23 protein-coding genes and 1 riboswitch are annotated in these 19,836 nt (G+C 33.1%); of the genes, 16 read left to right on the forward strand and 7 right to left on the reverse strand.

Translation table 11 applies throughout. The features are described from left to right. Window positions 1–6: 6 nt before the first annotated feature. The 3 genes from FDY99_RS17555 to FDY99_RS17565 form a co-directional block, all read right to left on the reverse strand. The gene (locus FDY99_RS17555) at window positions 7–489 is read right to left on the reverse strand and encodes a ribonuclease domain-containing protein (protein ID WP_139423072.1); all 483 of its coding nucleotides are present in this window, start codon (window positions 487–489) and stop codon (window positions 7–9) included. Between the two features lie 82 nt (window positions 490–571). Beyond that, a complete protein-coding gene (nadE, locus tag FDY99_RS17560) occupies window positions 572–1,363 on the reverse strand; it encodes an NAD(+) synthase (RefSeq protein WP_139423073.1) in 792 nt (263 codons plus the stop codon). A gap of 9 nt (window positions 1,364–1,372) precedes the next feature. Continuing rightward, complete coding sequence (locus FDY99_RS17565; RefSeq protein ID WP_139423074.1) at window positions 1,373–1,906, reverse strand: GNAT family N-acetyltransferase; 534 nt, start codon at window positions 1,904–1,906, stop codon at window positions 1,373–1,375. A gap of 123 nt (window positions 1,907–2,029) precedes the next feature. Here FDY99_RS17565 and gldB point away from each other — a divergent pair, with 123 nt between their 5' ends. The 8 genes from gldB to FDY99_RS17605 all read left to right on the forward strand — a co-directional run bounded on the left by gldB (window position 2,030) and on the right by FDY99_RS17605 (window position 8,646). Then, a complete protein-coding gene (gene gldB / locus FDY99_RS17570; protein ID WP_139423075.1) occupies window positions 2,030–3,016 on the forward strand; it encodes a gliding motility lipoprotein GldB in 987 nt (328 codons plus the stop codon). Between the two features lie 116 nt (window positions 3,017–3,132). Next, window positions 3,133–3,459, forward strand: a complete 327-nt coding sequence (gene gldC, locus FDY99_RS17575; RefSeq protein WP_102978563.1) for a gliding motility protein GldC — start codon at window positions 3,133–3,135, stop codon at window positions 3,457–3,459. An 86-nt stretch (window positions 3,460–3,545) separates the two neighbouring features. Further along, on the forward strand, window positions 3,546–4,685 hold the full coding sequence (locus FDY99_RS17580; protein WP_139423076.1) for a cystathionine gamma-synthase: 1,140 nt from the start codon (window positions 3,546–3,548) through the stop codon (window positions 4,683–4,685). 58 nt (window positions 4,686–4,743) lie between these two features. Then, entirely contained in the window at window positions 4,744–5,193 is a 450-nt protein-coding gene (locus FDY99_RS17585) for a GNAT family N-acetyltransferase (protein ID WP_139423077.1), read from the forward strand. 86 nt (window positions 5,194–5,279) lie between these two features. After that, window positions 5,280–5,786: a DinB family protein gene (locus FDY99_RS17590; protein WP_139423078.1), complete on the forward strand. Its 507-nt coding sequence runs from the start codon at window positions 5,280–5,282 to the stop codon at window positions 5,784–5,786. Between the two features lie 34 nt (window positions 5,787–5,820). Beyond that, window positions 5,821–6,357 carry a hypothetical protein gene (locus tag FDY99_RS17595; RefSeq protein ID WP_139423079.1) on the forward strand — a complete coding sequence of 179 codons (537 nt, stop codon included), beginning with the start codon at window positions 5,821–5,823 and terminating at the stop codon, window positions 6,355–6,357. A gap of 38 nt (window positions 6,358–6,395) precedes the next feature. After that, window positions 6,396–6,944, forward strand: a complete 549-nt coding sequence (locus FDY99_RS17600; RefSeq protein WP_102978639.1) for an L-threonylcarbamoyladenylate synthase — start codon at window positions 6,396–6,398, stop codon at window positions 6,942–6,944. Between the two features lie 280 nt (window positions 6,945–7,224). Then, a complete protein-coding gene (locus FDY99_RS17605) occupies window positions 7,225–8,646 on the forward strand; it encodes a CCA tRNA nucleotidyltransferase (RefSeq protein WP_139423080.1) in 1,422 nt (473 codons plus the stop codon). Window positions 8,647–8,720: 74 nt separating this feature from the next. Here the strand turns inward: FDY99_RS17605 and FDY99_RS17610 are convergent, their stop codons facing one another. The 3 genes from FDY99_RS17610 to FDY99_RS17620 form a co-directional block, all read right to left on the reverse strand. After that, entirely contained in the window at window positions 8,721–9,773 is a 1,053-nt protein-coding gene (locus FDY99_RS17610) for a DUF5074 domain-containing protein (RefSeq protein ID WP_139423081.1), read from the reverse strand. 12 nt (window positions 9,774–9,785) lie between these two features. Further along, window positions 9,786–11,624 (reverse strand): TonB-dependent receptor plug domain-containing protein, encoded by a 1,839-nt coding sequence (locus FDY99_RS17615; RefSeq protein WP_139423082.1) that lies wholly within the window; start codon window positions 11,622–11,624, stop codon window positions 9,786–9,788. Window positions 11,625–11,659: 35 nt separating this feature from the next. Next, a riboswitch (cobalamin riboswitch) is annotated at window positions 11,660–11,836 on the reverse strand. Window positions 11,837–12,078: 242 nt separating this feature from the next. Continuing rightward, window positions 12,079–12,561, reverse strand: a complete 483-nt coding sequence (locus FDY99_RS17620) for a cytidine deaminase (RefSeq protein ID WP_139423083.1) — start codon at window positions 12,559–12,561, stop codon at window positions 12,079–12,081. Window positions 12,562–12,669: 108 nt separating this feature from the next. Here FDY99_RS17620 and namA point away from each other — a divergent pair, with 108 nt between their 5' ends. The 4 genes from namA to FDY99_RS17640 all read left to right on the forward strand — a co-directional run bounded on the left by namA (window position 12,670) and on the right by FDY99_RS17640 (window position 15,070). Further along, window positions 12,670–13,722 (forward strand): NADPH dehydrogenase NamA, encoded by a 1,053-nt coding sequence (namA, locus tag FDY99_RS17625; RefSeq protein ID WP_139423084.1) that lies wholly within the window; start codon window positions 12,670–12,672, stop codon window positions 13,720–13,722. Window positions 13,723–13,749: 27 nt separating this feature from the next. After that, window positions 13,750–14,043 (forward strand): DUF2752 domain-containing protein, encoded by a 294-nt coding sequence (locus FDY99_RS17630; RefSeq protein WP_074229495.1) that lies wholly within the window; start codon window positions 13,750–13,752, stop codon window positions 14,041–14,043. Window positions 14,044–14,061: 18 nt separating this feature from the next. Then, a complete protein-coding gene (locus tag FDY99_RS17635) occupies window positions 14,062–14,394 on the forward strand; it encodes a CCC motif membrane protein (protein WP_074229494.1) in 333 nt (110 codons plus the stop codon). A gap of 91 nt (window positions 14,395–14,485) precedes the next feature. Beyond that, the gene (locus FDY99_RS17640) at window positions 14,486–15,070 is read left to right on the forward strand and encodes a DUF3267 domain-containing protein (RefSeq protein ID WP_139423085.1); all 585 of its coding nucleotides are present in this window, start codon (window positions 14,486–14,488) and stop codon (window positions 15,068–15,070) included. Window positions 15,071–15,098: 28 nt separating this feature from the next. Here FDY99_RS17640 and FDY99_RS17645 read toward each other — a convergent pair whose 3' ends face one another. Continuing rightward, entirely contained in the window at window positions 15,099–16,346 is a 1,248-nt protein-coding gene (locus FDY99_RS17645; RefSeq protein WP_228448827.1) for an MFS transporter, read from the reverse strand. Between the two features lie 126 nt (window positions 16,347–16,472). On the opposite strand from FDY99_RS17645, the gene FDY99_RS17650 reads away from it, so the two are divergent. From FDY99_RS17650 to FDY99_RS17665, 4 genes are all read left to right on the forward strand, one after another. Next, window positions 16,473–17,303 carry a CPBP family intramembrane glutamic endopeptidase gene (locus FDY99_RS17650; RefSeq protein WP_139423086.1) on the forward strand — a complete coding sequence of 277 codons (831 nt, stop codon included), beginning with the start codon at window positions 16,473–16,475 and terminating at the stop codon, window positions 17,301–17,303. 119 nt (window positions 17,304–17,422) lie between these two features. Next, the gene (gene rdgB, locus FDY99_RS17655) at window positions 17,423–17,992 is read left to right on the forward strand and encodes an RdgB/HAM1 family non-canonical purine NTP pyrophosphatase (protein WP_139423087.1); all 570 of its coding nucleotides are present in this window, start codon (window positions 17,423–17,425) and stop codon (window positions 17,990–17,992) included. A 153-nt stretch (window positions 17,993–18,145) separates the two neighbouring features. After that, a complete protein-coding gene (locus tag FDY99_RS17660; RefSeq protein WP_139423088.1) occupies window positions 18,146–19,060 on the forward strand; it encodes a ribonuclease Z in 915 nt (304 codons plus the stop codon). Between the two features lie 7 nt (window positions 19,061–19,067). Next, window positions 19,068–19,835 carry a TIGR02757 family protein gene (locus tag FDY99_RS17665; protein ID WP_139423089.1) on the forward strand — a complete coding sequence of 256 codons (768 nt, stop codon included), beginning with the start codon at window positions 19,068–19,070 and terminating at the stop codon, window positions 19,833–19,835. The last annotated feature ends 1 nt before the right edge of the window (window position 19,836 follow it).

Raw genomic sequence — 19,836 nt, forward strand, 5'->3', positions numbered from 1 at the left:
ATGACATTATTTCTTCTCAAAACTTTTATAATGATCTTTAGTTAAATAAACTTCACCGTTTTTAGTAAAAACAATTCGGTCACTATTTCTATTTCCGCAGCTGTAATTAACATCAGCTTCAAAATATTTTTCATCTTTTGGAAGTTTGCCTTCTCGGTTTCCAAAATAATCTCCACCAATTGCTTTTCCGGGCAAAACTTCACAAAGGTTTCCCTGAGAAGGGTTCCAACCCAGCTTTTTAGCTTCATTTTTCGTGATGTAATAATCCGGAAGTTTATGATTTTGCTTTACATAATTAATCACGGTATTTTCATTAGTAAGTTCATCAATAGATTGTTTGTCAGACTGATTTACTGATGCTTCTGAAATTTTTTCGGTTTTGGCTGGTGCTTTTTTCTCTGCAATAAAATTGTTATAAATATACATCACAGACATTCCGAAAAGAAGTCCGAGACAGGCAAAAAAAAGTGAGCGGATTTTAGGATTCATAATGATTCAATTTACCAGTTTATCAGTGTATCAATGTAACAATTAATTGGTAAACTGTTACATCGATAAACTGTTACATTAATTAATTCCTCCATTCTTCATTAATATCACAAACAGGAATCGGATTAATTTTATGTTGAGCCGCTTTATTCATTCTGCTGAAAATTTTAAAAACTTCCAAATCTCTTCCGCTGTAATCGGCTTCGGTTTTCGTTCCCCATTCTTTCTGAATTTTTTCAAGTTCAGGATAAGTGGCTCCAATTTGCATTTCGTCGGTTCTTTCTGCATCCCAAAGTCCATCTGTAGGAATCGCTTCCTGAATGTTTTTTACAAGATTTAAAGCTTTTGCCAATTCATAAACTTCGGTTTTATAAAGATCCGCAATAGGAGAGACATCAACGCCGCCGTCACCGTATTTGGTGTAAAAACCGATTCCGAAGTCCTCCACTTTATTTCCTGTTCCACAAACTAAAAGACCGTTGATTTGCCCGTAATAATACAAGGTCAACATTCTCAAACGTGATCTTGTATTGGCAAAAGCCAATTTTTCATTTGGGAATTCATCATCATGCACATCAAAAGTTTTGTACAATTCTTCAAAAGCCGGAGTAAGATTGACAGACATTGCTTCAACATTCGGAAATTTAGATTTCAGATCATTCATGTGTTCCCAAGCTCGATTTACCTGATCTTCTTTTTGACGGATTGGCATCTCGATCAACAAAGTTTTCAAACCTGTCATTGCTGCCAAAGTAGAAACCACTCCAGAGTCTACACCGCCCGAAACTCCGATTACATAACCTTTAACACCTGATTTTTCGGCATAATCTTTTAGCCATTGTACGATATGATCGATTACTTTTTGTGTCTGCATTGTATATTTTTATTGTTTAAAATTTTCTTTTTTAAGTTCGTACCAAAAACAAATCCCGTCCGGTTCGGTAAATTCACCAGTTTTCTCAAATCCAAGTTTTGTTAAAATGTAATTTGAAGCTAGGTTTTCAGAATGAGCATACGCATAAATAATTTCGGCTTTCAAATCATTAAAACCATAATCTAAAGATGCTTTCCCAGATTCTGTAGCGTAACCTTTTCCCCATGTTTCAGGTAAAAAACGGTAACCCAGTTCATAGAAATTTTGGTATCCGTTTACTTCGGAAGTATTGAGCTTTAATCCGCTCCAGCCGATAAGAAGTCCGCTTTCTTTTTCGATTACGGCAATTCTTCCCACACCATTTTCTTCATATTGCTGCATAATCATTTTTACCACTTCTTTCGATTCTTCAACTTTAGAAAGCGTAGGCATTCCGATATATTTCATGACTTCCGGATCGGAATCAAGAAGATAAAGACGTTCGTAATCTTCCTCCCCAAGATTTCTGAGAATGAGTCTTTCGGTTTCAATATAAATATTCATGGTTTTGTCTGGTATTGTTTTAAAGATTTTAATATGATTCTCATAGCTACAAAAAAATCCTTTTTCAGCATAAGTTTATATTTATATCCTTATTTTTGTAAACTTAAATTTCATGTAAAAATAATGAAGATTTTTAGAATTGCAGCACTTTCATGCCTTTTAGTTTTAAGTTTAAACTCTTGTAAAAAAGAGCAGGAAACTGATTGGAAAGTAGAAATAAAAAATCCTGCCGAAAAGGTAGAAATTACTGATATTTCAAAAGAATTTTACGATGTAAATATACCTTTGGATCAGTTTAAAGCTAAATTTCCATGGTTTCAGGGAACGGTTTCTGATGCAGATTTTGCTAAAAACAGAGTGAATCCTGATGAAGTGAAGATTTACAAAGAAGCAATTTCAAAAATAGATCAGACAAAGCTTCAGAAAGAACTTCAGGATTTGTTTTCACACATCAAATATTATTTTCCAGAGTTTAAAACACCGAAAGTATATCTGTTTTCATCAACATTACAGATGATTCAGGATCCTATATTTTTTGATGATAAAACCAATTTTCTGTTTATTGATGTAAGTGGTTTTATGGGAAATAATAATCCTAACTATAAAGGTTTGGAAGGTTATTTTCAGAAATCGATGAATCCGAATAATATTGTTCCTAAAGTTTCAAGGATATTTGCAGAACAGGTGGTTCCTTTTTCTCCAGATCATCAGAAATTTATTGATCTTTTGGTCTATAACGGAAAAATAATGTTGCTTCAGGAGGCTTTTCTTCCCGAAACTCCAGATTATCTGAAAATGGATTACGATAAAAAACAATACGATTGGTCGGTTGCCAATGAAGCGAATATCTATAATTATTTTGTTGAAAATAATTTAATTTTTGGAGACGATCACCGTTTGGTAGACCGTTTTATCAATCCGGGACCGTTTTCAAAATTTTATACTGAAATTGATAACGAATCTTCGCCAATGGTTGGTGTTTACATCGGATGGCAGATTTGTAAAGAATATTTAAAGAAAAGCCCTGAAACAAAACTGGTCGATTTCCTTAAAATGGATGCTACGGAAGTTTTTAATAAAGCAGGATATAAACCTAAATTAGAAGAGTAAATTTTGTTGATTGGTTTTGGTTGATGGTTGTTAGTTTTTAACATTATATAATTCATTATTCTATCAACGATCAACCAAAACCCAACAACTATTAAACATATTAGAAAAATAGAAAAATGAGAAAGACCCAAATAACGATAGATGTAGAGCTGGATGAAAACCACATTCCGGAAAAAATGACTTGGAATGCTCAGGATGGAGGCGTAGAAAAAGAAGAAACAAAAGCGGTAATGATTTCCGTTTGGGACGAAAAAGCTTCAGAAGCTTTAAGAATCGACCTTTGGACGAAAGAAATGCCGGTTGACCAAATGAAAATGTTCATGCATCAGATTTTAGTGTCTATGGGAAACACGTATCAGAGAGCAACAGGCGAAGAGGATGTTGCAGAATGGATTGAGCAGATCGCAGAAGAATTTGCAGTAAAATCAGCAATAAAAATGTAAACAATTAATGTAGCAATATACCAAACTAGCAATGTAACAATCATTGGTAAACTGGTACATTGATACATTGTTAAATTATACAAGTTATGAATTTCAATACAAAAGTTATACACGGCGGACAACATCACGAATCTGCTACAGGTTCTGTAAATGTTCCGGTATTTTTAACGTCTACTTTCGCACAAAAAAGTCCGGGAGTACATTCAGGATACGAATATTCAAGAGCGGCAAACCCTACAAGACAGGCTTTGGAAGACTCTTTGTCAAGCATTGAAAATGGAGCGAGAGGTTTAGCTTTCGGTTCGGGTTTGGCAGCTATTGACTGTGTTTTAAAATTATTAAATCCAGGTGATGAGGTTGTTGCTGTAGACGATTTATATGGAGGAACCTACAGAATGTTCACCAGACTTTTTGAAAAATATCAGTTGAAATTTACCTTCGTGAATTTTGATGATGTTTCAAAAATTGCAGACGTCATTACAGATAAAACTAAATTGATCTGGGTTGAAACTCCAACAAACCCGTTGATGAAATTGGTAGATATCAAAGCGGTTGTGGAAATTGCAAAAGGAAAAGATATTCTGGTTGCAGTTGATAATACTTTTGCGACACCTTATCTTCAAAGACCGATTGATTTGGGAGCTGATATTGTAATGCACTCAGCAACAAAATATCTAGGAGGTCACTCTGATGTAATCGCGGGAGCTTTAATTGCTAAAGATGCAGAATTGGGAGAAAAACTTCATTTCATTCAGTTTGCAAGTGGTGGAATTTTAGGACCTCACGATTCTTATTTAGTGTTGAGAGGAATTAAAACTTTGGCATTAAGAGTTCAGAGACATTCTGAAAATGGAATGGCGGTTGCAAAATATCTTGAATCTCATCCTGCAGTTGCTGAAGTAATTTATCCGGGATTGGAATCTCACCCACAATACGAATTGGCAAAAACTCAGATGAAAGATTTCGGAGGAATGGTTTCTTTCACTTTCAAATCTGGTAAAAAAGAAGATGCAATCAAATTCTTAGAGAAAGTAAGAGTTTTCACATTGGCAGAATCGCTTGGTGGAGTAGAATCTTTGGCAAATCATCCTGCTTTGATGACTCACGCTTCCATTCCTGCAGAAAAACGTGCTGAATTGGGTATTACCGATGATCTAGTTCGTTTAAGCGTTGGAATCGAAGATGCGGAAGATTTGATCGCAGATCTAGAAAAAGCTTTTTCTTAAAATAAATAAATTTGAACATCCGTTATAAAGCGGATGTTTATTTTTAATCAAATTTCATATGAAAAATACAAGAAAAGCTACGATTCAGGATTTACCTCAATTAGCCGAATTGTTTGATCAATACAGAGTTTTTTACCATAAAGAATCTGATATTTCTGCTGCAGAAAACTTTTTAAAACAAAGAATAGAAAACAAAGATTCCGAAATTTTTGTTGCTGAAAGTGAAGGGAAATTGACAGGTTTCGTTCAGTTGTATCCACTATTTTCATCCACAAGAATGAAGCGTTATTGGCTGTTGAATGATTTATATGTCAATGAAAATTACATAGGAAAAGGTTTTTCTAAAGAACTCATTGAAGACGCTAAACAATTAGCAAAATCTACCGATGCTTCCGGAGTTCTCCTCGAAACGGGAAAATCAAACGACATTGGAAACCAACTTTATCCAAGTTGCGGATTTGAAATTTACGACAAAGTAAATTTCTATGAATGGACAAATAAAATTTAATGTAACAATGTATCAATTTAGCAGTTTACCAATTTACCAATGATTGTTAAATTGTTACACTGCTAAATTATTAAATTTTTAAAATTATGACTGATTTTCAAAAATATATTCAACGATATTTAGATTTAATTCCATCTGAAAACTGGCTGGAAGAATTGAAATCTGTAGGTGAAAAAACTGTTTCTTTATTTTCATTTTTAACTGAAGAGCAATCGAAATTTGCTTATGCAGAAGGAAAATGGACGTTGAAAGAAGTGCTTCTTCATTTATCTGATACGGAAAGGGTTTTTCAATACAGAACTCTGGCTATTGCGAGAGGTGAAGAAAAGAATTTGCCAGGTTTTGATGAAGAGTTATATGCCCAAAACTCTTTTGCGAACGAAAGAAGCTTAGATTGTTTGTTAGAGGAATATCAATTGGTGAGACAATCTTCTCAGATTTTATTGGAGACAATGAATTTTTCAGCCTTAAATAATATCGGAACTGCCAATGGAAATCAAATTTCTGCAGAAACTATCGGAAAATTGATCGTTGGGCACAATATTCATCATTTAAATGTGATTGAGGAAAGATATTTACCGGATTTAAATTAACATTAAAGAAAAATATTTGTTGTTTTTGATAAAGATGCGGAGTTTAAAAAATGTAAATATCAAAAAAAGTATTGAGACTAAAAGATTAGTTTTTGACGAAAGTTGGTATGATAAATCGGATACATATTTCCAATATTTTGTTTATTTAATATTGATTCTTTTTCCTATACCCGCTATTCAATTAATTAATCCAACAACTCAAAATAGTAATTTTGAATATGCAATATTTTTTATTCCGATCATTATAGGTTTGTATAGCCTTTATTGTAAACTTACAGAAAAAAACTTAAAAGAAATTAAGTTTACTATAGATAAGGAAGAAGCTAAAACAAGAGTATTAGCATATGGTAAAAAAGAAGACCATAGAATTTCAAAAATAGCTCATAATCTCATTTATTTAAATGAATGGACAGGAGAAGTAAGTCATATAGTGAATGAAAGAACAATAATTATTTTTTTTACAAAATCTTCTATTTTATATACTCTGATTAAAGAGGGAAGGCGAATGAATTCCCCAGTTTTGATTAGCCAACATATTGTAAGAAGAGAGTTGAAAAAACTTTTAAAATAAGTAACATATTAAGTTTTGAAAAAAAGATTTTATAAAATATGGAAAACATCATACAAATACTAAAATCCGGCGGAACAATTTTATACCCAACAGACACCATCTGGGGAATCGGTTGTGACGCAACAAATATAGACGCCATCAACAAAATTTTTGATATCAAAAAACGCGAAAAAAATAAATCGATGATTATTTTAGTCGAATCTGAAAAAAGATTGCAGGATTTGGTCGACGTTCCGGAAATGGCGTGGGAAATTATCGATTTGAGCGAAAAACCTGTAACGATAGTTTACGAAAACCCAAAAGGTCTGCCGAAAGAATTATTGGCAGAAGACGGAAGTATTGGAATTCGTTTGGTGAAAAATGATTTTTGTAAAAAGCTAATTACTAAACTAAATAAACCTTTAGTTTCAACTTCAGCTAATTTTAGTGGAGACAAAAGTCCGTTAAAATTCTCTGATATTTCAAAAGAAATTATTGATCTGGTAGATTTTGCGGTAGAAGAAGACCGTGAAAAAGTTTCGCAATATTCAGGTTCATCTGTGATAAAAATCTGGAGTGACAACAGAATAAAAGTTTTGAGAGAATGATTTAATTCCCACAGATATCGCAGATTTTCATAGATTTTTCACTTGGTTAAAAATGAAAATCAGAGATTTTCAACTTATGTGTTCTTTTAAACATGAACATTTTAACTAAAAAATCTATGTGACTTATGTGTTAAAAATCTTTTGCTACTTTTGCTGTTAAAGAAACTACCTTTTACGGTAAATATTTATCTTTGCAAAATTATTGATAAATGAAGAATTTAATTTCTAATATATTATTTATCATCTAACATCAATCACCCAACATCCAGCATCTAAAAAAATGTTCATCAACCTCAATCAAAATCAAAACTTAAAACTTTTCAAAATTATTTCTGAAGTTGCAGCGGCAAATAATCAGTCTGTGTACATCGTGGGTGGTTTTGTGCGGGATCTTTTAATGAAAAGAAAAGCTTCTACTGATATTGATTTTGTGACCGAACAAAGCGGAATTGAGCTTGCCCAAAATGTAGGAAAAGAAATTGATCCTAAAATGAAAGTTTCGGTTTTTAAAACCTACGGAACGGCGATGATCAGATACAAAGATCTTGAATTGGAATTTGTTGGCGCAAGAAAAGAAAGCTACACTGAAAACAGCCGTAAACCGGAAGTAGAAGGTGGAACAATTGAAGATGATCAGAAAAGAAGAGATTTTACCATCAATGCAATGGCGATTTCTTTAAATAAAGATAATTTTGGTGAATTAATCGATCCTTTTGATGGGATTGGTGATCTTGAAAAGGGAATTTTAAGAACTCCTTTAGAGCCTGCTCAAACATATTCTGATGATCCGTTGAGAATGATGAGAGCGGTGCGTTTTGCATCAACTTTAAATTTTACAATTGAAGAAAATTCTTTAAACGCAATCAAACAAGAAGCTGAAAGAATTAAGATTGTTTCTATGGAAAGAATCATGGTTGAATTTAATAAAATTATGCTTTCACAGAAACCTTCTGTTGGATTAAAATTGATGGAAGAAACAGGACTGATGAAGCTTATTATTCCTGAGCTAATTGACTTGAAAGGCGTAGAAGAAGTAGAAGGACAAACTCATAAAGACAATTTTTACCACACTTTGGAAGTGGTTGATAATATTTCTGAAAACACCGATAATTTGTGGCTTCGTTGGGCTGCTTTGCTTCACGACATTGGAAAGGCTCCGACAAAAAAATTCGTTGAAGGAACAGGTTGGACTTTTCACGGGCATGAGTTTTTAGGTTCAAAAATGGTAAAAACACTTTTTCAAAAACTGAAATTACCATTGAATGCAGATATGAAATACGTTCAGAAAATGGTAAAACTTTCATCTCGTCCAATTGCATTAATTACCGATGACGCTTCAGATTCTGCACTGAGAAGGCTTTTATTTGATGCAGGAGAAGATATGGAAGATTTGTTTACACTTTGTAAAGCAGATATCACGACCAAAAATTCTAGAAAACAGGAAAAGTTTAAAAAGAATTTTCAATATGTTGCTGTTAAAATAAAAGAAGTTGAAGAAAAAGATCAGGTAAGAAATTTTCAACCACCAATTTCTGGAGAAGAAATTATGGAAATGTTTAACCTTAAACCAGGCCGAGAAATAGGAATTTTAAAGGAAAAAGTAAAAGAAGCAATTCTGGAAGGTGAAATTGGAAACGACCATCAAGAAGCAAAAAGTTTTGTAATTACAGAAGCCGAGAAATTAGGATTAACTTTAGCTTAAAACCTAACAAAATAAAATAAAAAATGCGGTTTCTTTTGAAATCGCATTTTTTTATTTTCGAAAAATAAGAGTTGTTAGTAGTTTTTATAAACCGATGTAGCTCCCATTCCTGCTTTAAGTTTGCCAGTTGGAGTTCCTCCACTAGTATAAACTGTTATTTCACTTGGCGCAGTGAATTTTTTCACATCAGATACAAAAATTCTTCCGTCAATAACGCTAAATCCGTAAAGAGTGAAGTTGGGTCCGTCATCAACTGCTGTAATAATAGGATTTGTAGGAATTGTTGTAGAATTCATATCCATCGAATAAATTTTATTGCTTGAAGTAAAATAATATCTACCCCCGTCAATCTGAAGATTGGTACCATTAGCAATTCCTGTAAGAGTAGTTGTTTTTACAATACTTCCAGCTGGATTGATCTGATAGATATAAGAATCAGCGGTTCCTTGAGCAATTGCATAAACATTGTTATTGTATGTTACTGTTTTAGTAATATCTCCGTTTGGCATTGCAATAGGAGCTCCTTCAATTGCATTAGTAGTTGTGTTGATTTTTGTAATGGTATTACCAAAACCGTATGAAGCGTTTTGCACAAAAATATTTCCACCAGCTTCTACCACTCTTTCTACGGTGCTTGTAGACGCAAAATCAATTTTAGTCACAAAAGAATTGTCAGACAATTTATAAACATTTACAAACTTTGCTCCTCCATACTTATCGTTTGAAACGTAAAGATTTCCGTTTGCAATTGCCATATAACGAGGATTGTTTAGCTGAGATGTAATTTCTCCTGTTTTTTTAAATGTATAACGGTCTACAATCTGAATTCTGTTTGAGTTATTCAGTAAAAGATATGCTTTATCTCCGTTTAAAACCATTGTTTGGAGTACATCACCAAGATTTTCGTTGTTGTTCTTTGCTTTGTAGATATCATTCTGCATTAAGGTTAAATCTTTCGTAAGGAAAGTAACGTCTGCATTTGGTGTTCCAAAGTTACCTTCGTTGATGATAAGAAATCCGTTATTGTAAGTTATTTCCGGAATTATTTCTTCGTAATCTGATGTACACGAAATCGAAAATAACAGGACGAATCCAAAAATAAACTGTAATAGTCTGTTTAATTTCATAATATTATTGATTTAAAAATTTATTGTTACGTTTATACTGTAATTTCTTTTAGGTAAAGGATAATATGCCGTTGTTTCGTAAACGGTATCTGTAATATTATTCACTTTTATTCCTAAAGTATAGTTTTTTATTAATGTTGCCGAAAGACCTGCATTCATAACAAAATATGGGTAAATCGCATATTTTCTGCTTTCATCTGAGGTAGTGTAGGTTAAACCGTTAAACATTCCCTGTGCATAAACACGCAGAAATTTATACTGATAATCTACATTCGATGAAAATTTATGTAAAGGAACATACATCAGCTGCTTTTGATTTTCCAAATCTACGGATTTTGAATAAATATATCCTGCAACGAGCTTTATAAAATGGTTTTTATTAAAGCTTTTTTGATAGCTAAGTTGAGATTCTAAACCATAAGATTCTACTTTATCGGTATTAAAAGCTGCCCAATAACCTAATGAAGTAGGCAACCAAAGAATCATATTATCGATTTTCATGTAGTAAGGACTTAGGCTTAAAGTAAAACCAGCCACACTAAATTCATGATTCATATCTGCCTGAACCGAAGTCTCCGATTTTAAATTTATATTCCCTCCCGGTTCCCAATACAAATCGTTGAATGACGGAAATCTGAAATTTTTAGAAAAATTTAAATTTAAGCTGTACCAATTATTGGCTTTCCATTTTCCTGAAAAAGAGTAGAGAAGAGGAGAATTAATTTTTTCAACAAAATCTTGTTTGATTCCTGCCTCAAATCGTAGATTCGGTGTCGCCAAAAATCTTAATAAACCTGTAGCAGAACCAATATTTCTACTTACGTTCTTAATACCTGAATCACCTAAACCTTCTCCTTTGTTTTGTTGAAATTCTCCGATGATATTGATATTCAGTTTAGGAATGATGAAATAATTAAAATCATTTTTAAAAATGTAATTTTTATTAATTCCACCACTTGTATAAGGCTCTCCAAAATTTCCGTAATACTGAAAATTATCTTCTGTATAGGCTGCTTTTAAACTATTAGAAATTTTAGATTTGTTGATATCCCAAGAAAGTAAACTTCTTACAGTTTGTGCTTCATATTTGGTTTTATTTAAACTCTCTTCAAGAATTCTATAATTCTGAGTTGCATCATAAAATTGGCTTTGCCAGGAAATTGTCTGGTTGTCTGCAATTTTGTATGCCGTACCTATATTGAAAGTCGTATTGTAAAACTTACCGTTTCTGTTGATATAATTATTTTTTTCCGGAACTTCATAATCATTTTGGCTGATCAAATAATTTCCTGAAACTTTAAAGCTGAATTTATCGTTACTATAAGCTGCTTTCAAAAAATTATTATAAGTTCCAAACGAAGCAACTTCAGAATTGAATACTCCTTTAAAGCCTTGGTTAAAACTTAAATCATTATTTAAATGAATACTTCCTCCAATCGCACCGCTTCCGTAGATAACACTTCCGCCACCAGATTTTATTTCCATCTGGTCATATCCGAAAACCGCAATGTTATTGATATCACCTTGTCCCAAAAACTGAGAATTGATATTGATTCCGTTCCAGACAAAAGCAGTCTGTTGTGCTGTTGTTCCCCGAAATGAAGGCGAAGAAACAGCTCCACGACCATTTTCTTTAATATAAACAGGCGACTGAAATCGTAAAACCTCAGAAAGATTCGAAGAATTTTTTTGAATATCTGCAGGAGATAATGTCGTCAAAGAATGAAAAAGTTTTACCTTTTTCATTTGGTTGTCGAATACAAATACGGTGTCAATATTTTTTTCCTGACTGTAATAAATTGTCAGGCAAGAAGACACTGAAAGTAGGGTTAATGCTCTTTTTAAAATCATGTCATATCTGCCTTTCCTCCGAAAGCAATTCTATTATTAATATTAAAATTCCGGCAGGTCTCCTGACTTTCGCTTTGCTACACCTTCCCGTTTTGGCAGTGGTTTTTTGTAGAAATTGATTGTGCGATTTACAGTTGCGGGGACAGCTTGGGAGTTTCACCCAATTCCCTCTTAGTTCCAATCTCTTGGAAACCAAAATTTTTGCAAATATAGTTTTTTTGAAAAGAAAGATTAAATTTTATTAAAGCTAAAGTAAAACCTTACAATTGATTTAAATTAGAAGATTTTCACTGTAAAAGAAACAAAATATTTTTAGACTTTACTATTTCCAAAAGTTAAGAAAATAACAGTTTCACATTCTTTATATTTCTTTTTCAGTGGTTTCTTTATGATAAAAAAACACAGATTATATTTTCAATAATCTGTGCTAATTTGTGTAGTCCGTGAGAGGTTTCTATAAAAATGTTCCATCAAAATAAAATGGAAGCAAATCTTTGATAGAAGTTACTTTTATCACCTCATCATTTAAGTTAGAAAAATAAAGTTCGATATTTTCGTTTTGCTTTGTTTCGTATTCTATAATACTTTGTCGGCAAGCTCCACATGGCGGAATTGGTGGGTTTTTCTCTGAAAATTCTTTTGGTCCACCAACGATAAATATTTTTTTAATTTTTTGATCTGGGAAATTAGCTCCAATCCAAAAAAGAACAGTTCTTTCTGCACAAAGCCCGGAAGGAAAAGCTGCATTTTCCTGGTTGTTTCCTGAGAAAATTTCACCATTTTCCAACAAAACAGCACAACCTACAAAAAAGTTGGAGTAAGGTGCATAAGCGTTTTCTCTCGCCTGAATTGCTTTTTCAAAAAGGCTGTTTTCTACTTCTGAAAGTTCGTTCCTGCCTTTGAAATGTTCGTAATCGATTTTTATATCTTTTTTCATTTTTTGTCTCCGTAAAAAAGGGGCATAAAAGTAAACCTTTTTAGTGACGTGGGCAATACGTTATAATCTTGCCAGATTTTGTATTTTTAATTCTTTAAAAATAATTCAATGTTATATTCTCCTATAAAATTTAGAAATGTAGAGCTTAAAAACCGTTGGGTAATGTCTCCAATGTGTATGTATTCCTCAGAAAATGGGGTTGCCAATAATTTTCACTTTGTGCATTACGGAAGTCGTGCTCAAGGCGGAACAGGACTTCTCATCGTTGAGGCGAGCGGGGTAGAACCAAAAGGCCGAATTACCAATCACTGCATGGGAATCTGGAATGACGAACAAGCTGCAGAACTTCAGAAAATTGTAGAATTCGTTCATAAAAATTCAGAAAGCAAAATAGGAATTCAGATTGCTCATGCTGGAAGAAAAGGTTCTACTTGGGAAAATAAACAAATCTCTTTGGAAGAAGGTTGGGAAACTCTTGCACCAAGTGCGATTCCGTATCATCCGACAGAAAGAATTCCGCACGTTTTGAGTTTACAAGAAATAAAAGAACAGATTCAAAATTTTAAAAATGCTGCGAAAAGAGCAGTAAAAGCAGGTTTTGATGTTGTTGAAATTCACGGGGCACATGGTTATCTTATTCATCAGTTTTTGTCACCGCTTTCTAATGTGAGAACCGATGAGTACGGTGGAAGTTTTGAAAACAGAATAAGGTTTTTACTGGAAATTGTAGATGCAGTCAACGAAGAACTCAATGAAAATGTAGCACTATTTGTAAGGATCTCAGGAACAGAATATGCTGAAAACGGTTGGGATATTGATGACAGTGTAGAACTGGCAAAAATTTTAAAAGATCATCATGTCGATTTGGTAGATGTTTCGAGTGGTGGAAATATTCATGGCGCAAAAATTTCTGTTTTTGATGGTTATCAGGTTCCGTTTTCTTCGGCTGTAAAAAATCAGGCAAATGTGAAAACAGGAGCAGTAGGTTTGATTAAGAAAACTGAACAGGCAGAAGAGATTTTACAAAACAATGAAGCCGATTTAATATTTGTAGCACGAGAGATTTTGCGAAATCCTTATTTGGCAGTTCAGGGTTCTTTTGAAATGAAAGAAGAATCTTTTTTTCCTCATCAATACCTTAGAGCGAAAATTTCTTCTTAATTTTAGGAGCGAATTTAAAAGACAGCAATGCATATAGAAGATTTTATGCTTCCTTGTCCCAGCAAAAAGTTTTTGGGAATTGAATGTTTCGGATGTGGAAGTCAGCGGGCAATTTTGATGGTTTTTCAGGGAAAGTTTTCTGAAGCCTTTCAAATGTTTCCGGCAGTGTACACTTTATTGCTGTTTTTCTGCTTTGTTGGCATCAATTTTATCGACAAAAAAAGAAATTATGGACAGATTTTAATTTTTTTAGCAATAATTAATTCACTGATCATGGTTTTTTCTTACTTTTATAAACATTTTATTATTCATTTAAACTAAACATTAAAAAAACAAATTATGAATCAACAAAAATTACCTAATGCTACGGCAGTACTTGTTTTAGGAATTGTTTCTATCGTCGGATGCTGTTGTTACGGTGTTTTGGGGCTAATTGCCGGAATTATCGGACTTGTACTTTACAAAAAAGACAATGCGTTGTACCAAAGTAATCCAACTTTATATTCTGATTACAATAACCTTAATACCGGAAGAATTCTTTGTATTATTGGTTTGATCCTTAGCGCACTTTATCTTGTTTTAAATATTGTGATGATTGCTGTTTTCGGATGGGATGCACTTTCAGATCAGGAATTGATGCAGGAACGTATCAGAGAAATGATGGGACAATAATAAGTCTTAATTAAGAATAGAGAAGGCTGCAATATTTTTTGCAGCCTTTCTTGTTTAATTTAATTATTTTTAAACCTGAAATGTTTGATTGATGGAAAATTACACTGAGAAAAAACTGACGATTGATTTAAAGAAAGCAAATATTTATTCGCTGAAAATATTGTTGTATTCGTGTGTTGTTTTTCTAATTCCTTATGTTTTTCTTTGGCAATATCAGTTCAGTTTCGAGCATTTTACAGCAACCTTTAAGAGACTTATAGAAAAGTATACTTTCTTAAGTGGATTTATTCCCATGTTTTTTATCGTTTTGGGAATTGTTTTACATGAACTTATTCACGGACTTACTTTTTTGCCTTTTTGTAAAAACGGTTTTAAATCAATAAAGTTTGGTTTTATGAAGCAATATCTTACCCCTTATTGTCATTGCAAAGAACCTTTAAAGCTAAAATATTATAGAATAGGAGTTATAATGCCTGCAATTATTCTGGGTTTTATACCTTCAGTTTGGGCAATCGTTACGGGCAATTTTTATCTTTTGTGCTTTGGGATTTTCTTTATCATGGGAGCAGCAGGAGATTTTATGATTTTAATGACTTTAAAAAATGAAAACCCTGAAGATTTGGTTTTAGACCATCCAAGTGAAGCTGGTTGCTTTGTTTATACAGCAAAAGAGTAATCTTATTTAAACCCAATTCAGTTTAAATTTAAGCCTCATTCAGTTTCTTTACGTTTGATTTTTTCTTTAAGAAATAAGCCAGTCCCAATCCGATGAAAACCATTGCCGCACTGAACGGAAAGATAAACTGCATTCCGAAAAAATCGGCAACACTTCCGATTATCGGGCCTGCAACACCTAAAGAAATATCAATAAAAAGTCCGTAACCTGCCAAAGCAGAACCTTGGCTCGATGGTGAAACACTCTTGATAGCAACAACACCAAGCGCAGGAAATATTAGTGAAAATCCTAATCCTGTAACACCGGCTCCAACCAAAGCCATTTGAGCGTTGGTTGCAAAAGCAATAATTAAAAGCCCGATGGTTTCTACAAAAAGACAGGCAATGGCAACTTTTATTCCGCCATAATTATTGATAACATTGCTGAAAACCAATCTTCCGGCTACAAATAATCCTCCGAAGATACTTAAACACAAAGCACCATTATTCCAATGAAAATAATTGTAATATAATGTGATGAATGTAGAAATACTTGCAAAACCGATTCCTCCTAAAGCCAGACAAACTCCAAAAGGAGCAACTTTTCCAAGAACTTTCCAGAAAGATTGGTTTTCTTGTGGGTTGAGGTTGGTTTTGTTTTCTTTAGTTTTAGCAAAGAAAAATCCGAGAATTCCTAAGATGATAGAGAGAATTCCAATGCCATACAAACTGTATGCATGCTCAATTACAATCCCTAAAGAAGCTCCGATTGCCAAAGCTCCGTAACAGGCAACTCCGTTGTAGGAAATGATTTTTGCAGTATGTTTTTCGCCTAAATCCATAATCGCCCAGTTGATCGGGCTTGCTCCAACCATACCTTCTGCACAACCTGTTAAAAGTCTGGTAATGACCAAAAATGCAAGGCTTAGTATCGGTGAAAATTTAAAATAGTAAGCAAGAATAAGAAAAATTCCGGTTAAAGAAAAACCAATCATACTAAATAAAACTGCTGGTTTCGGACCTTTTCCATCAATGATTTTTCCGGAATATGCTCTCAAGAAAAATGTAGAAATATATTGTAAACTAATTACTATGCCTGCAATTAAAAGGCTATATCCTAAACTTTTGGTGATGAAAATCGGCAAAACCGAAAGTGATAGACCGATAATAAAATATCCTACAAAAGTAAAAGATACATAAGAAATAAGTTTAAGATTGATATTTTTGGGTGGATTTATTGAACTGTCCATGTGATGAAAAAAATTAAGCTGCAAAGATACAGCGATATTATTTTTCATATTCGGTCTCAAAGGTTAAAAAAAAGATAAGATTTAACATACTGTAAGAGTGTCAGAAGTTTTATATTGGTTTTCATTTCATATAATTTCAATTATCTTTGTTTCTCTTAAAAAAATCATCAGTACATGGAAAACTCAAAATATCCGAAATATATTTTCGACTGGATTGGAGGTCTCATCCTATTGGCAGGATATATTTTTGGAAGTTTGTTGGTAGGTTTTGTAGGACTTGCAGGGAAATTTATTTTTAAATTAGATTTTATGCAGAAGCCCTGGTTTATGATGTTTGCCAATGCTGTCGTTTTCTGTCTGATTATTTGGGCATTTGATTTTTTAATAGTACGCCAGAAAACGGGAAAGAAATTGAATTTTAATTTTTCGCCCACCAATTTTTCTACCTATCTCCTGATTTTTCCGATGATGCTCGGAATGATGTTTGTCGGTGAGTTTATCACTTCACAAATTCCTACTACCGGACCTTTTTTCGGAGATTTTTATGAGTTTTTTGAAAACCTGTTGGCGGGGCTTACCGATGATCCTGTAGTGATGGTCATTACTGCTGTGATTATGGCTCCGATTTTTGAAGAAATTATTTTCCGCGGAATCATCCAGAAAGGAATGATTAATAACGGAGTTAAGCCATGGAAAGCAATACTTTTAGCAAGTGTTCTTTTTGGTTTGATACACGGAAATCCGTGGCAGTTTGTTGGAGCAACTTTGTTGGGAACGGTCTTAGGATTGGTTTATTATAAAACAAAATCTCTGCTTTTACCAATGCTTTTGCATGGTTTTAATAATCTTTGCTCTGCAATCTTAATATTTTATACTAAAAAAGAAAGCTTTGCAGAAGCCTTTAAAATGCAGGAATGGATGATTCTGGCAATCGGAATTGTATTGTTTTCTATATTTTTCTATCTATTTACATTTAGAAATAAAGTGCGTTATTCTGAAATTTAAATTCAATTTAAAAATACAAATCATACGAATGTTCTTTCAAGTTACACAACAATAATCTTGTGGATTTGCGGATCATATTTGTGAATTTTGTATTTAAATAAACATATAAAAAATTAAAAATGGAAATATTAGTTGCTACACACAACCTCCATAAAAAAGAAGAAATTCAACAGATTTTAGGAAATGATTTTACGGTAAAAAGTCTTACCGATTATGATATTCACGACGAAATCATTGAAGACGGAGACTCTTTCAACGCCAATGCTTTAATTAAAGCAAAATATTGCTTTGAAAAAACAGGTATTCCAAGTTTGGGAGACGACAGCGGTTTGGTTGTAGAGTCTTTAGATGGAAGACCCGGAATTTTTTCGGCAAGATATGCGGGAGATCACGATTTTGCTAAAAATATCGAAAAAGTTTTAGGCGAAATGGAAAATGTTGAAAACAGAAAAGCTTATTTCATCACGGTATTATGTTATTATGATGCAAACGGCGCTCAATATTTTGACGGAAGAGTTCACGGAAATTTATTGACAGAAAATAAAGGACATCAAGGTTTTGGTTACGATCCTATTTTCGTTCCAGAAGGATATGATATTACTTTTGCAGAAATGAATCCTGAAGACAAAAACAAAATCAGTCATAGAAAACAGGCATTAGATTTGTTTTTGGATTTTTTGAAAGATTAGGTTAAGGTTAAGGTTAAGGTTAAGGTTAAGGTTGCAAAAACTTTGAATTTTAAAAGAACTTTATTTTAAATTGATTTTAAAACTTAGACTCAGCCTCAATCTCATTTTCAACCTCAACGTTTTGTTGTACATTTGCTTTAATAAACTATTGATTTGAGTACTTATTTAACGATATTAGGCTTTAACTCGGCAATACCTACGATTAATACTTCACCTACAGCTCAACTTCTAGAAATGGAAGAAAGATGTTTTTTGATTGATTGTGGTGAAGGAACACAGGTACAGCTGAGAAAAGCAAAGGCAAGATTTTCAAAAATAAATCATATTTTTATATCACATCTTCATGGCGATCACTGTTTTGGTTTGCCCGGTTTAATAGCTTCTTTCCGACTTTTGGGAAGAGAAACTCCGTTGCATGTTTATGGCCCGAAAGGAATCAAAAAAATGCTGGACACTATTTTTACCATTACTGAAACGCACCGAGGTTTTGAGGTTGTATGTCATGAACTGGACAAAGATTATTCAGAAAAAATCTATGAAGATAATAGGGTAGAAGTATTCACCATCCCTTTGGATCACAGGATCTACTGTAACGGATATCTGTTTAAGGAAAAACCAAAAGACCGACATATCAATATGGAGGAGGTCTCAAAATATTCAGAAATTGAGACTTGTGATTATCATAATTTGAAAGCAGGAAAAGATTTTGTTTTGAGTGACGGATACGTTCTTAAAAATGAAGTTCTAACAACAACTCCGGCCCCGTCAGTTTCTTATGCCTTTTGTAGCGATACAAGATATTTGGAATCTGTGATTCCGATTATTAAAAATGTAACAGTTTTGTATCATGAGTCTACATTTTTGCACGATCTGAAAGAAATGGCAGATTATACAGGTCATACAACAGCTTTGGAAGCAGCAACGATTGCAAAAAAAGCTGAAGTTGAAAAATTGATTTTAGGACATTTTTCTAACCGATATGGCGATTTAACGGTCTTTACAGATGAAGCGAGAACTGTTTTTCCAAATTCTTATCTTCCAAAAGCTTTGGAATGCGTGAAAATTTAAAAGAGTTATGTATTTTTCAGAATTAAAAGATTTTCTTGATGAGAAAGCGGATATTTACAATAATCTTGAATTTATTCAGGATGATCCGGTTCAGATTCCACACCGTTTTTCGCTGAAACAGGATATTGAAATTGCTGGTTTTTTGGCGGCAACAATTTCCTGGGGAAACAGAAAATCGATTATTAAATCTGCTGAAAAGATTCTTGATGTCATGGGAAATTCTCCGTATGATTTTGTGATGAATTATTCTGAGAAGGATTTAGATTATATTAAAGACAAAAGCATTCACCGAACTTTTAACGGAGAAGATTTTGCTTATTTTATTAGGCAGTTTCATGAAATTTATAAGGAAAATAAAAGTCTTGAAAATCTGTTTTTACTTAATGATGAAGAAAGTAATTTTTATCACTCGATAGAAAGATTCAGACAAAAGTTTTTAGGGATTGAAAAACACAGAACGCATAAGCATGTAAGTTCACCTTATAAAAATTCGTCTTCAAAAAGGATTATCATGTTTTTGCGATGGATGACCAGAAAAGACAACCGTGGCGTAGATTTTGGAATCTGGCAAAATATTGATCAGAAATTTTTATCAATTCCTTTGGATGTACATACAGGAAATATATCCAGAAAATTAGGCTTGATTTCAAGAACACAGAATGACTGGAAAACCGTTGAAGAATTAGATTTAGTTATTAGAAAATTTGACGAAAACGATCCTGCAAAATATGATTTTGCTCTGTTTGGATTGGGCGTAACGAAAGAATTATTTTAAA

The organism is Chryseobacterium mulctrae, from assembly GCF_006175945.1.
In the GTDB taxonomy this organism is placed as follows: domain Bacteria; phylum Bacteroidota; class Bacteroidia; order Flavobacteriales; family Weeksellaceae; genus Chryseobacterium; species Chryseobacterium mulctrae.